This window comes from Pseudoalteromonas sp. J2K-J599 (genome assembly GCF_059295115.2).
Genome location: NZ_CM200271.1, coordinates 1,026,626 through 1,039,023, shown reverse-complemented (window position 1 = coordinate 1,039,023; position 12,398 = coordinate 1,026,626). Strand labels below are relative to the sequence as shown.

Genomic DNA, 12,398 nt, shown 5'->3' with positions numbered 1-12,398 from the left:
TATCGACTCACATAAAAAATCTCTGAACTTATAAATGCAAAATAGGTGCCAGATTAAATTTGACACAACATTGAGAGGTATTTAGAAGGGCTTACAAAGAGGACTTATAAAAAAGGCTGCAAAAATGCAGCCTAATATATTCAATGGGGTTTAACTTATCGAATCTGCAAAATACTTTGCTGAATAGTTGAGTTAACTTCAAGCGCACGTGAGTTTGCTTGGTAATTACGCTGTGCAGTAATTAAGTCTACAAGCTCATTAGTAAGGTTAGTATTTGATTGCTCAAGTGCTGATGAGTTAATTCCACCAAATGTACCCGAACCAGCTTCACCCGCTACAGGTTCACCTGAATCAATACTTTGCTTCCAACTTGTATCACCCACTTGTGATAACCCTTGTGAGTTTGGAAAACGTACCATAGCCACTTGGCCTAAAAATGTTGAGTCGCCATTACTGTAAGAAGCAACAATTTTACCGTCTGTGCCTATATCGATTCCGGCTAAACGACCAACTGTTGAGCCATCTTGATCGAGTGCTTTTACTTCAAAACCGCTTGAATACTGAGTTGGGATACGTCCTGCCGTGTTATTTTCATCGCGCCAGTTAAGCTCAATACCAGTACCTGGGAAAGTTGCACCATTGTCTAGTAATGTTGATAAACCAGCACCAGAACCCGCTGGTAGTAATATTTCATCAAAAGTAGTTGTATTTGTATTTGCCACACCACCTGTTGTTGATGGTAAACCACTTGAGTTAAAACCTAGGGTGGTCAGTGGTGTATAAGGTGTCGTTGTTTGTTCTCCACCAGTTGTGGCATCAACTACTTTGCCATCGAGTGTTGCGTATACTTCCCAACTGTTATCTGTACCACCTGCTGCGGCATCATCTTCTTTAGCAAAAAAGTATTGTAAAATATGTGGTTCACCTAGTGAATCATATACCGTTGTTGACGTAGATGAGTTATAAGTACCACTAGATGTAGGGTCAAAATCTAGACCTGTTGGATCCGCCGTTGCATCTAAGTTAAACGACAAAAATACATTTTCTGTTGCGCGAGGTGAACCAGACGAATCAGGGATTTGAATTGGATCAGTTGTGCTCAAACTTACCGACGTTGTATCACCTGTAGATGAATCAACTGGGAATGCTTGTAAAAAGTTACCTTTTGCGTCAACCATAAAGTTATCTTGGTTAAGCTTAAATGCACCCGCACGTGTATATGTTAAATCTTGCGAAGATAAATCGTCGGTCATCGCAAAATAACCTTCACCAGTGATTGCTAAATCAAGTGAGTTATTTGTAAATTGCAGTGAGCCTTGGTGAAACTGCTGCGCAACCATGGTTGTTTGCACACCGTCACCATTTTTAGTCTTACCAGAGCTAAACACTGATGAAGCGTAAACATCGGCAAACTCAGCGCGTGACTCTTTAAAACCTGTGGTATTAACGTTTGCAATATTATTTGCAGTTACGTCTAAATCTTTTTGTGCGGCAGCTAAGCCAGTTAATGCAATATTGAAGCTCATAATTCACCTCTAACCTGTTAATATTTAGCCTGCTGACAGGCGAAGTATAATTAAAATTTATTACGCGATTTCTGCGACGTCTGTCAACCTAACCGCACCTTCTTTAGTGTTAATAATAATGCCACTTGAGCCATTAATATTAACGCTTTCAATGTTCTTAAATGTAGCAATGGGTAAGCTTGAAAATTCACCGTCAGTACTTCCTTCGGCGGTTACTGAATATTCACCTTCAGGTAAACGCTCACCAGCTTCATTTTTGCCATCCCACGCAAAACGTACCGCACCTGCCGGCTGAGAACCCATATCAATAGTTCTTACTAGCTGACCTGATGCATCAGTAACTTTAATTTTTAAGTTATCAACGGCTTCTTCTGCCACTGCAGAGCCTCTGGCATCACCTGTTTCATTTAAATCCAGGGTGTTTGACTCTAGTAAAGCTTGTTTGCCTACAAGTGTAGATGCTTGCAGTGCTGAATTAGATGTCATTGAAGAGGCTAAAGATTCAAAATTAGTATTTAAATCTGTAATCCCTTGCGCCATCGTAAAGCTAGTCATTTGAGCAATCATTTGGTCATTATCCGCAGGGTTACTGGGATCCTGATACGATAATTGCTGAGTTAACAAAGAGAAAAAGTCTTCTTGTGTTAACGCATCACTCTCATTATCACTGGTAGCAACTTGTTGCTCTTGCCAGCGTATAGAGTCTAAATAGGATGAAGATGTACTAATATCGTTACTCATAACCTACCCTCGGTTACCGCTGCCCTAGCAACAGTGTTTTACTTAGCATTTGCTTAGCTGCATCAGCAACTTGCACGTTTGTTTGGTAAGAACGAGAGGCAGAAATCATATTTGCCATCTCCTCTACAACATTAACGTTGGGTTTATAGATATAGCCATTTTCATCCGCACTTGGATGGTTTGGGTTATATTCAATTTGTAATGGTGCATCGCTTTCAACAATGCCCAAAACTTTAACACCAACTGCGGAGCCCTGCTGGTTACTTACTGATGCTGAAGCCTTTGTCAGCTCAGCCGCAAATACAGGTTGGCGCGCTCGGTACGTTTTGTCTTGAGATGAACTAATGGTATTAGCATTAGAAATATTACTAGCTGTAGTATTTAAGCGAACGTTTTGTGCGCTCATACCCGAACCTGCAATATCAAAAACATTATATAAACTCATAATTTTTATCCTTGACTACCGAGAGCTTTATTCAGACCTTTGAATCTGCCGCTTAAAAATTGCAAGCTGGCCTGATACTCCATAGCATTCTGTGTATACAAGTTTCGTTCCACTTGTATATCAACCGAGTTACCATCTCCTGTATCTGATTGATTTGGTAAGCGAAATGATTCAGAATTACCCATACTATGAGTACCTCCACTAATGTGTTTATCGTTAGTTCTTACCATGGTATTGCCGCTTTGCTGGGTTGACCTTGCCGCTTTTAATGCCGAGGCAAAGTCTATATCTTTTGCTTTATAGCCAGGCGTATCAGCGTTAGCTATATTAGTTGCAATTAATTCTGCTCGCTGTGAACGGATCAACATGGCTTGCGGATGCACACCTAATGCTTTATCAAAACTGATAGCCATAACCTTCTCCAAAAAATTGACTTACCCATGAATAAAGCAAAAAATAAGCCATTTATAATAAGGAAAGTTATATTTTTATAAGGCCATGTATCTAAATAGAAAAACGACGCTGAGTGCGTCGTTTTAGGGAAAGGAATTAGCTTAATTATTTCTTTTGGTAAATAATACCGGGGTTGCATCTAACCATATCGAACTCAGTACTTAAGCCAGTCAAGGACTCTGACGCACCTAAAAACAAGTACCCTTTTGGATTTAACGCTTGTGCAAACTGATTAATAATTTTAGCTTTTATTTCAGGAGCAAAGTAAATAAGTACATTACGGCAAAAAATAATATCAAACTTGCCCATTAACGCGTACGAATCAAGCAAATTTAAATGCCTAAAACTAACTTGTTTTTTTATTGTATCGTTTACTTGTGCCATACCGTTGCCGCTATCTTTAAAAAACTTTTTACGACGTTCTGCCGATAAGCCTCTGGCAAGTGCAAGCGCGTCGTATTCTGCATTTTTACACATATCAAGCATGGTATTAGATATATCTGTACCAATAATTTGCGCTCCCATACGTAGCACGCCAGGTTGCTTAGCTTGAAACTCGGCAACCGACATAGCAATCGAGTAGGGTTCTTGCCCTGATGAGCTGGCAGCAGACCAAATTTTTAATGGTCTTCTTAACTCTTTAAACTCAGGGAATAATTTATTTTGAAGTAATTCAAATGGGTATTGATCTCTAAACCATAACGTTTCGTTTGTGGTCATTGCATCAACAACAGCGGCTCTTAATTGCCGCTCATGAAGGCCAAGTGTTTTACTTACTAATTGTGATAAAGATTCCACATTAAATCGAGCCATGAGTGGAGCAAGTCGACTTTTAACTAAGTATTGCTTGTTTTCACCTAAAACAATACCGCATTGCTGCTCTAAAAACGAACGAAACTGGTCGTATTCACTTTGCTGCAAATCTTTATTATTCAAATCAATAACACCTATTTTTATTGGTCACTATGGACCCATTTTTTAACCGCAGTTGCTAACTCATCAGGGTTAAATTTGGCGATAAAGTCGTCAGCACCTACTTTTTCTATCATTGCTTGGTTAAACACACCACTCAATGATGTATGTAAAATAACATGTAATGGTGCAAGCTTAGGATCTGCTTTTATTTCAGCTGTTAAGGTATAGCCGTCCATTTCTGGCATTTCAACGTCTGAGATGAGTAACGCTACCCGCTCAGTAATGTCATTTTTACAATCAAATTCTGCTATTTCTTTAAGCCTAATTAAAGCTTCTTTACCATTTTTAGCAAGCTCTGTTTGCACGCCTAACGGCTCTAGGGCACGTTTAACTTGGTTACGCGCAACAGCGGAGTCGTCTGCAATAAATACGATACGCTCGCCTAAGTCTTTTTGAATGTCGCCACTTTGTGCAACTTCAGCACTTACTTCTGTATTTACTGGGCAAATTTCATTAAGTATTTTTTCTACGTCTAAAATTTCTACTAATTCATTTTCGATTTCGGTCACGGCTGTTAAATATGAATAACGCCCGGCACCTGATGGTGGTGGCATTATTTTTTCCCAATTCATATTTACAATACGCTCAACCCCGCCCACTAAAAAGCCTTGAACCGAGCGGTTGTACTCAGCAATGATGATAAAACTGTCTTTAATATTTTCTATTGGGCGCCCGCCTACAGCCATCGACAGGTCGATTACTGAGATAGTTTGACCACGAATATGAGCAACACCACGAATATAAGCATTCGATTTTGGCATGCTTGTAAGTGGAGGACATTGCAATACTTCCCTCACTTTAAATACATTAATGCCAAAACGCTGACGCCCTCTGAGCTTAAATAAAAGTAATTCTAGGCGGTTCTGCCCAACCAACTGTGTGCGTTGGTTTACTGAGTCTAAAATGCCTGCCATTCAAATCTCCTAAAGAAAACAAATAATGCGGAACGATAATTGCTTTCTATTAATAAAGCTACATAACATCGCGGGAGCGTCTATTTTTTGACGCAAAATATTTATACCCTGTTTGAAACCATAAGCATAGTCGAAACATTATGAGTTTGTTAAAAAAAGTCAGAAGATACAGTGTTTTTTATTTTGTTGCTAGCCTCTGCTTTGCATTACCTTTGCAGGCCAAAGTATTTAGCAAAGATTTATTACAAGAGATGGCTGTTGCTTATATAGCTGAGCAGATTGGTACATTAAAAAATAATAATATGCAATTAAGTGCACTGCCTTTAGACAGTCGTATCCCTGATCGTATTTGTAATTCTGAGCTTGAATTATCAACATCTGATGAGCCACCATTTAACCGCCAAGTAACCTTACAAGCCAAGTGCAATGATGTGCAAACGTGGACTCAATACGTTCATGTAAGAGTTGTTGAAATGGCTCCAGTTGTTGTTGCCACTGCTAATTTAACTCGTGGTGAAGTAATAACTAAATCGCATTTAAGTATTGAAATGAAACCAACTCACTTTGTACGAATTCAGTACTTAGATGACCCTACAATGCTAATAGGCAGCAGAAGTAAACGAAATATTAGAAGTGGTATGCCAGTATTACTAAACCAAATTTGTATGGTGTGTAAAGGTGACTCTGTTAATATTTACGCTAATCTCAGAGGCCTTAGAATTAAAACCACAGGTATTGCTTTAGAAGACGGTACTTTGGGCGAACAGATACAAATAAAAAACAAAAAATCAGGTAAAGTTTTAAATGCGCGAGTAGATGGTGTAGAGTCTGTTCAAGTGAATATTTAATTTAGATTTATACTAAAGTATCCCACGTATATGCCGATAACATGGCATAAGTTGGGTAATATACGGGTTTATTATTATGGTTAATCAAGTTAATGGCAGTAATCAACAAGCTAATGCGCTTACAAATGCAAAGCAGCAACAAGTTGATTTAAAAAAAGATAATGCTAATACACAATCTGCTCAGGCTCCTTCGCCTAAAGCTGCTAGTGATTCTGTAAGTTTAACGCCGCAGGCACAGCAATTAAAAACGCTTCAAGATAAAGCGCAGCAATCGCCTGGCTTTGACAGCGATAAAGTTGCTGAGCTAAAAAAAGCAATAACTGAAGGTAAATACCAAGTGGATAGTGAAAAGCTTGCTAAAAACTTAGCTGATTTTGAGTTTAACGTGTATGGCTGATCATAATAGTTTAATTAGCGTAAAACTAAACCAACAAGTAAGTTGTTTAGACTCTTTGCATACGCTATTAAACGACGAGCTTACTGCTATTGCCTCACGACGTGGTGCTGGTTTAAAAGAAATTGCCCAACAAAAAATGTCTTTTTTAACTAAGTTAAGCACTCTTGATAAAGAGCTAAGTAAGCTAATTGCTAGTAACGACTCACAAAATCCTGAAATATCTGAGCTAATAAGCCAAGTTAAAACTCAACTTGCACAATGCCAAAAACAAAATAACGTTAATGCTCATGCTGCCCGCCAAGCGCAACTAAGTGTTAAACAATTAAAAGAGATATTAATTGGCGCACCAACGTCAATGACCTACGATCAAGCCGGTAAATCTGTAAATACCGAGAGTAAACTGGTTCGTAACTTAAAAGCTTAAGCCCCAAATTTTACATTAAAAAAGCCTTATTGACTTATCAATAAGGCTTTTTTAATGTCCTTTATTCTTAAATTTAGTTATAAATAATACCAATTCACTTAATTATGTAAGCCCCCCCTTAATAAATAATTAGGGGGGCTTTATTGGTATTAAATATCCGTTTGATTATTACTACTTTCAATTAAGTGTTTAATCATTTCCTCCGATTGATTTTGTACATCAACTGCAGGTGCTGCTGTATCAATGCTTCCCCGCTTTGGGCTGGGGTATAAGCAATTGCAGAGCCTTCGTCTTCAACCAGTGTATTTAGCGCTATAAGCTGCTCTGCATCTTCGTTAATGATTACATCATCAATATTAAGCGGCTCCGCCGAACTCATTTGCACCGTTTGCTCAGGCGTTGATAGACCACTCAAGTTACCTAAATCTATCGTTTCAGTGCTTAATATGTTGTTGCTTGAAAGCAGATAAAACCTTTGTTATTGAACGATCTAAAATAAGTGGCAATAAAATACATCTGTTGAGCACTACGCAATCTGCTTAAAATTAATCCTAACAACAGCATAGCACTCAATATAGGAGGATGAGGTATTTTGAATAACTTTTTTAGTAGTACGTTACTTTTTTAACTTCGCGTGGTTTTACTTCACCTATGTATAAATCGTGCACACGCTTCATATTAAGCTCAAGCTCGGTCACGTAAGTGTCATCTACTGCGTAAGTTTTAATTATTTGTGCACCTTTAATAAGCCCCTGCACTTTACTTTCTAAGTAATCGTCTTGAGCAATTGAGCCTTCCACCGTTGTTCCTGCGGTAATTTTTTGCCCATATACTTGCTCAGTAAGCTCCCGGTAAGCTTCAAGCTTAGAAGCCTTAATGGCCATAAGTTGCTTTTGCGACGCGTTAGCGCCTTTTTGCAAGCTAATAGGTGCATACCCTATCGCTTTTAAAACGGGGTAATTATTTGGCTCTACATATTTATATTCAACATGCTTATCAAAAACGCTGCTACAACCACCTAAGGTTAAACACCCAAGTGTAATAAGTAATGAAATTGCTCGCATAGCATTTAGCCCTTGTATAGTAATTAGCAGTACATATGCACGTTTAATGCCATTTATAGCATTACTAATAATTACCAAATAACATTGGTACAGTCCTTGCTCTACCTAGTTAATAGCTAACGTTTAATTGGAGTAAAAGTATGAAGTCGTTTTTATCATTGGCATTTGCAGGATTAAGTGCAACGGCATTATTAACGTTCTCCCCTTTTACTAAAGCACAGTGGTATGAATCAACGGGTCACGCGAACGTCCAAAATGGTGATACAAGCGCGGCTAAATCTGCCGCTATAAAAGATGCGATTACACAGGCGTTAGTATTCTCTGGCGCACGGGTTAGCTCTGTGCAAACGTTGGTAGATGGCGTGTTGATGCAAGATCAGCTAAAAATTAGCAGCCACGGAGAAATTCAAAAAATTGAACTGGTCAGCGAAAATAAATACGACAATAAATTTGCCGTTACATTACGGCTCGATATTTTTTCTCAAACAGAGCAATGCCCACAAAATAGTTTTAATAAGTTTGTGGCCGTTACACAAAGCCAACTTGTTCATCGTGAACACGCCAAAATGGGTCAAATATTTGACGTAAGCAAAGCTATTAGCAAAAATATTTTTACTTCCCTGCAAAAATCAAAAATGAGCGCAGTACCTATTGCTTACTATAATAATGCAATAAGCGTTGATAAGTACTTTTCGCAGCAGCACGACTATTCAAACGCTCAATTAGAAGAAATATCTTCGCGCAGTAACGCTCAATATGTTCTGCTTAGCCAAATAACCAGCCTTTCGACTAGCGACAAACTCAATAACGATTATGCATTTTGGCAAGACGAGGCGTATGAGCGCAGTTACAACATTGAGTTTGCACTGTTTGATGGCACTACCTATGAGCAACTTTGGCAAAATAGTTACCATACTCAAGCAATTTGGCCATTTGAAAAAACAACCATAGTTGACGTTAATAGTGATAGGTTTTGGCAATCGCCTTATGGGCAAAGCATAACCGATATCAACCAAGCAGTAAGTTATGACATTCAAGCAGCCATGGCGTGTTTGCCAACTCAAGGCAAAATAATGCACATGGAAAATAGCAAAATTGTTATTAATTTAGGTAAAGCTCATGGGTTAAAAAAAGGCCAGATGCTAAGCATTGCGCACCATAACTATTTAACCGACGCGGCAGGTAATGTTATGCCACACACCATCACCACGCTTAATAAAATTCGCGTTGAGCAGCTTTATCAGCAAACTGCAGTAGCTGTCAGTATTGATGACAAACCACTACCTGGCGTGCAAATTAACGATGTAGTAGAAATAATCAGCCAAGATCTTTAGTTAATTTAGCTTTTAAATTAGGGTGAGCCGATAACCACTTGCCCAATTGTTCTACACCCGATAAATGCGGATAATGCTTTCTGCATGCAAACACCACATTACGCTGCTGATTAGGGAATATAGGCAAGTAATCAATCCCTACACGGTCGGTACATGCCAGTTTTGGTACAAATGTAATACCGTCATCCATGGCCACTAACGCTAATAATGTTTCTAAACTATTACCTTTATACTGATTAGATATATCGACTCCCGCAGAAAAACAAAACTTTTGGGCTTGATCTTTAAAGCAATGACCATCACTTAACATTAGTAGGCTGCATCCTTGAAGGTCGTTCAACGCCACTTTTTTATGCTTAGAAAGCGCGTTATCTTGTGATACCGCCACTAAAAAATCTTCTTTGTATAAAGCAACCGTATGGTAATTAATAAGCTCTGGCACATCGGCTAAAATAGCAAAGTCGAGTTCGCCATTATTTAAAGCTTCTAAAATTGTTGCTGTTTGCATCTCAATAAACGAAAACTGACTATCAATAAATGCCGCTTTCATTGATGTTAATAACGCAGGCAACAAGTAAGGCGCAATGGTAGGAATAATACCAATAGTTAATTTACCTTGTAGAGGCTCATTAGAAGTAGCAGCAAGTTCTTTGAGTATTTGCGTTTGTTCTAAAATAATCTCTATTTGCGTCAACAAACGTTCACCTTTTGCTGTTAACGTAACTTGTTTAGTTGAGCGGTCAAATAAAGTAACGCCAAGCTCATGTTCGAGTTTTTTTACTTGGCCACTTAATGTAGGCTGACTTACAAAACATGCATTGGCAGCTTTGCGAAAGTGCTTGTATTGCGCTATTGCTTTTACATATTCAAAATCTTTTAAGTTCATATTCAGCTCCGCATGATAGTTTATAACTATCAGTTTAATACAAACAAACGATTGGAACTATATTTAATTGTTCGCCATAATGGCTATCAACAAATCAAGAGGAACAAAAAACTATGTTAAACAATATCGAAGGTCAAACAGTCCCAAGTGTTACATTTGCAACTCGTCAAAATAACGAATGGAAATCAGTAACAACAGATGAAATTTTTAAAGGTAAAACGGTTGTAGTGTTTTCACTACCTGGTGCATTCACACCAACATGTTCATCAACTCACTTACCACGTTACAACGAATTAGCAGGCGTACTTAAGCAAAACGGCGTTGACGAAATTGTATGTTTATCAGTAAACGATACCTTTGTAATGAACGCATGGGCTGAGCATCAAGAAGCGCAAAACATTACTTTATTACCAGACGGCAACGGCGAATTTACTGACGGCATGGGCATGTTAGTAGACAAAAACGACCTAGGCTTTGGTAAGCGCAGCTGGAGATACTCTATGCTTGTTAAAGATGGCGTGATTGACAAAATGTTCATCGAACCAGATTTACCAGGTGACCCGTTTGAAGTATCTGACGCAGACACAATGCTTGATTACATCAACCCTAAGCAAGCTAAACCAGAGCCAGTAACTGTATTTACTAAACCTGGTTGTCCGTTCTGTTCAAAAGCTAAAGCGCTTCTTACAGAAAAAGGCTTTGCATTTGAAGAAATTGTTATGGGCTCAGGCGCATCACTAACAAGCCTTAAAGCAGTATCTGGCCGTGAAACCGTTCCACAAGTATTTATTGGCGGTAAGCACATTGGTGGCTCAGATGATTTAGAAAAATACTTTGCTTAATTAATAATTTTGCTCAATTAGTAAATATAAATAGGGGCACTGGTTGCCCCTATTTTATAAGGAAAAAATAATGAAAGAATTGCAAACCGACGTTGTTGTTATTGGTGCGGGTACTGCGGGTTTAAGTGCTTATCGTAATGCTAAACAATTTACAAATAACGTACTTATGATCGAATCAGGCCCTTACGGCACTACCTGCGCACGAGTTGGTTGCATGCCGAGTAAATTATTAATTGCAGCTGCTGAAGCTGCGCACTCAATCACAATGGCACCTGCATTTGGTGTACACAGCTCTGCACCACGTATTAATGGTAAAGAAGTGATGGCACGCGTTAAAAGCGAACGCGACCGCTTTGCCGGATTTGTAGTAGAAGCTGTAGATGAATTACCAGATGGTGATAAAATTCGTGGTTACGCTAAATTTTTAGACACAAACCGCATACAAATAGACGACCACACAATTATTACAGCAAAACGCTTTGTAATTGCTACCGGTTCACGCCCTTCGTACCCTGGCGTATTTAATAACTTTGGCGACAAACTTATTATAAACGACGACGTATTTGATTGGGATGACCTACCAGAATCAGTCGCTGTATTTGGCCCTGGTGTAATAGGTCTTGAAATTGGCCAAGCACTTAGCCGACTAGGCGTAAATGTAAAACTATTTGGTGTAGGCGGCGCAATTGGCCCACTTACAGATCCAGTAGTAAAAGACTACGCAAACACTGTTTTTGCCGAAGAATTTTTTGTTGATACCGACTCAAACGTATCCGACATGATGCAAGTAAACAGCAAAGCGCAGCTTACTTACACCGACAAACAAGGTGAAAAACACACCGAACAGTTTGACTACGTACTTGCAGCCACAGGCCGAGTACCTAACGTAGATAAACTAGGCCTTGAAAACACAGGCATTGAACTTGATGAACGCGGCGTACCGCACGCAGACACACATACAATGCAGTGTGGTGAGTCGAACATATTTATAGCAGGCGATGCAAGTAACATGCTACCACTGTTACACGAAGCATCTGACCAAGGTGCTATTGCAGGTCAAAATGCAGGGCGCTTCCCAGATGTACGTATAGGTCTGCGCAGAGCAAAAATTGCAGCTGTATTTAGCGACCCACAAATAGCAATGGTAGGCGAAAGCTACAAGCAAATTACTGACCGATTAGGCCCATGCGGTTGTTTTGAAGTAGGCGAAGTAAGCTTTGAAAACCAAGGCCGTAGCCGAGTAATGCTTAAAAACAAAGGTCATATGCGTGTATATGCAGAGCAAGGCACAGGCTTATTTTTAGGTGCAGAATTTATTGGCCCACAAGCCGAACACATCGCTCACTTATTAGCTTGGGCTGTACAAAACAAAATGACCGTACCAGAAATGCTTGATATGCCATTTTACCACCCAGTAATTGAAGAAGGGTTACGCACCGCTCTTCGCGACTTAAACGCCAAACTTAAATTTGGCCCAGACATTGTAAATTCATGTATGGAATGTGGCCCAGGCGCATAACCTATTTACCACACATACAAACTTGCTAAG

At 39.2% G+C, this 12,398-nt stretch carries 15 protein-coding genes; 6 read left to right on the top strand and 9 right to left on the bottom strand.

Annotated features, from left to right (window positions below):
• Positions 1 to 155: 155 nt before the first annotated feature.
• The 6 genes from flgE to AC5NT5_RS04675 form a co-directional block, all read right to left on the bottom strand.
• Positions 156 to 1,526 carry a flagellar hook protein FlgE gene (gene flgE / locus AC5NT5_RS04700; protein ID WP_165723550.1) on the bottom strand — a complete coding sequence of 457 codons (1,371 nt, stop codon included), beginning with the start codon at positions 1,524 to 1,526 and terminating at the stop codon, positions 156 to 158.
• Positions 1,527 to 1,586: 60 nt separating this feature from the next.
• Positions 1,587 to 2,267, bottom strand: coding sequence for a flagellar hook assembly protein FlgD (locus AC5NT5_RS04695; protein WP_002959427.1), 681 nt, complete (start codon positions 2,265 to 2,267; stop codon positions 1,587 to 1,589).
• A gap of 13 nt (positions 2,268 to 2,280) precedes the next feature.
• Complete coding sequence (flgC, locus tag AC5NT5_RS04690) at positions 2,281 to 2,712, bottom strand: flagellar basal body rod protein FlgC (protein ID WP_002959429.1); 432 nt, start codon at positions 2,710 to 2,712, stop codon at positions 2,281 to 2,283.
• 5 nt (positions 2,713 to 2,717) lie between these two features.
• On the bottom strand, positions 2,718 to 3,125 hold the full coding sequence (gene flgB / locus AC5NT5_RS04685) for a flagellar basal body rod protein FlgB (RefSeq protein ID WP_165723551.1): 408 nt from the start codon (positions 3,123 to 3,125) through the stop codon (positions 2,718 to 2,720).
• A gap of 145 nt (positions 3,126 to 3,270) precedes the next feature.
• Positions 3,271 to 4,101 (bottom strand): CheR family methyltransferase, encoded by an 831-nt coding sequence (locus AC5NT5_RS04680; RefSeq protein WP_010553245.1) that lies wholly within the window; start codon positions 4,099 to 4,101, stop codon positions 3,271 to 3,273.
• 17 nt (positions 4,102 to 4,118) lie between these two features.
• On the bottom strand, positions 4,119 to 5,054 hold the full coding sequence (locus AC5NT5_RS04675; protein ID WP_165723552.1) for a chemotaxis protein CheV: 936 nt from the start codon (positions 5,052 to 5,054) through the stop codon (positions 4,119 to 4,121).
• 140 nt (positions 5,055 to 5,194) lie between these two features.
• Here AC5NT5_RS04675 and flgA point away from each other — a divergent pair, with 140 nt between their 5' ends.
• The 3 genes from flgA (at position 5,195) to flgN (ending at position 6,723) form a co-directional block, all read left to right on the top strand.
• Positions 5,195 to 5,902, top strand: coding sequence for a flagellar basal body P-ring formation chaperone FlgA (gene flgA / locus AC5NT5_RS04670; RefSeq protein ID WP_165723553.1), 708 nt, complete (start codon positions 5,195 to 5,197; stop codon positions 5,900 to 5,902).
• Positions 5,903 to 5,978: 76 nt separating this feature from the next.
• Entirely contained in the window at positions 5,979 to 6,299 is a 321-nt protein-coding gene (gene flgM, locus AC5NT5_RS04665) for a flagellar biosynthesis anti-sigma factor FlgM (RefSeq protein WP_165723554.1), read from the top strand.
• The gene (gene flgN, locus AC5NT5_RS04660; protein WP_024595784.1) at positions 6,292 to 6,723 is read left to right on the top strand and encodes a flagellar protein FlgN; all 432 of its coding nucleotides are present in this window, start codon (positions 6,292 to 6,294) and stop codon (positions 6,721 to 6,723) included. The genes flgM and flgN overlap by 8 nt, the downstream gene beginning before the upstream one ends.
• 193 nt (positions 6,724 to 6,916) lie before the next feature.
• Here flgN and AC5NT5_RS04655 read toward each other — a convergent pair whose 3' ends face one another.
• Together AC5NT5_RS04655 and AC5NT5_RS04650 are read right to left on the bottom strand one after the other, a co-directional pair.
• On the bottom strand, positions 6,917 to 7,138 hold the full coding sequence (locus AC5NT5_RS04655) for a hypothetical protein (protein ID WP_165723555.1): 222 nt from the start codon (positions 7,136 to 7,138) through the stop codon (positions 6,917 to 6,919).
• 190 nt (positions 7,139 to 7,328) lie between these two features.
• Positions 7,329 to 7,787 (bottom strand): LPP20 family lipoprotein, encoded by a 459-nt coding sequence (locus AC5NT5_RS04650; protein WP_008168853.1) that lies wholly within the window; start codon positions 7,785 to 7,787, stop codon positions 7,329 to 7,331.
• A gap of 140 nt (positions 7,788 to 7,927) precedes the next feature.
• On the opposite strand from AC5NT5_RS04650, the gene AC5NT5_RS04645 reads away from it, so the two are divergent.
• A complete protein-coding gene (locus AC5NT5_RS04645) occupies positions 7,928 to 9,121 on the top strand; it encodes a flagellar assembly protein FlgT (protein WP_024595782.1) in 1,194 nt (397 codons plus the stop codon).
• Here AC5NT5_RS04645 and AC5NT5_RS04640 read toward each other — a convergent pair.
• A complete protein-coding gene (locus tag AC5NT5_RS04640) occupies positions 9,105 to 10,007 on the bottom strand; it encodes a LysR substrate-binding domain-containing protein (RefSeq protein WP_024595781.1) in 903 nt (300 codons plus the stop codon). The genes AC5NT5_RS04645 and AC5NT5_RS04640 overlap by 17 nt on opposite strands.
• 113 nt (positions 10,008 to 10,120) lie before the next feature.
• On the opposite strand from AC5NT5_RS04640, the gene AC5NT5_RS04635 reads away from it, so the two are divergent.
• Positions 10,121 to 10,849, top strand: coding sequence for a glutathione peroxidase (locus tag AC5NT5_RS04635; RefSeq protein ID WP_024603642.1), 729 nt, complete (start codon positions 10,121 to 10,123; stop codon positions 10,847 to 10,849).
• Between the two features lie 70 nt (positions 10,850 to 10,919).
• Positions 10,920 to 12,368 carry a dihydrolipoyl dehydrogenase gene (locus tag AC5NT5_RS04630; RefSeq protein ID WP_024595779.1) on the top strand — a complete coding sequence of 483 codons (1,449 nt, stop codon included), beginning with the start codon at positions 10,920 to 10,922 and terminating at the stop codon, positions 12,366 to 12,368.
• The last annotated feature ends 30 nt before the right edge of the window (positions 12,369 to 12,398 follow it).

Coding starts and splice junctions, on each gene's coding strand:
- flgA (WP_165723553.1), top strand. CDS start 5,195: ATGAGTTTGTTAAAAAAAGTCAGAAGATACAGTGTTTTTTATTTTGTT.
- AC5NT5_RS04695 (WP_002959427.1), bottom strand. CDS start 2,267: ATGAGTAACGATATTAGTACATCTTCATCCTATTTAGACTCTATACGC.
- flgC (WP_002959429.1), bottom strand. CDS start 2,712: ATGAGTTTATATAATGTTTTTGATATTGCAGGTTCGGGTATGAGCGCA.
- AC5NT5_RS04640 (WP_024595781.1), bottom strand. CDS start 10,007: ATGAACTTAAAAGATTTTGAATATGTAAAAGCAATAGCGCAATACAAG.
- flgE (WP_165723550.1), bottom strand. CDS start 1,526: ATGAGCTTCAATATTGCATTAACTGGCTTAGCTGCCGCACAAAAAGAT.
- flgB (WP_165723551.1), bottom strand. CDS start 3,125: ATGGCTATCAGTTTTGATAAAGCATTAGGTGTGCATCCGCAAGCCATG.
- flgN (WP_024595784.1), top strand. CDS start 6,292: ATGGCTGATCATAATAGTTTAATTAGCGTAAAACTAAACCAACAAGTA.
- AC5NT5_RS04635 (WP_024603642.1), top strand. CDS start 10,121: ATGTTAAACAATATCGAAGGTCAAACAGTCCCAAGTGTTACATTTGCA.
- AC5NT5_RS04645 (WP_024595782.1), top strand. CDS start 7,928: ATGAAGTCGTTTTTATCATTGGCATTTGCAGGATTAAGTGCAACGGCA.
- AC5NT5_RS04650 (WP_008168853.1), bottom strand. CDS start 7,787: ATGCGAGCAATTTCATTACTTATTACACTTGGGTGTTTAACCTTAGGT.
- AC5NT5_RS04630 (WP_024595779.1), top strand. CDS start 10,920: ATGAAAGAATTGCAAACCGACGTTGTTGTTATTGGTGCGGGTACTGCG.
- flgM (WP_165723554.1), top strand. CDS start 5,979: ATGGTTAATCAAGTTAATGGCAGTAATCAACAAGCTAATGCGCTTACA.
- AC5NT5_RS04675 (WP_165723552.1), bottom strand. CDS start 5,054: ATGGCAGGCATTTTAGACTCAGTAAACCAACGCACACAGTTGGTTGGG.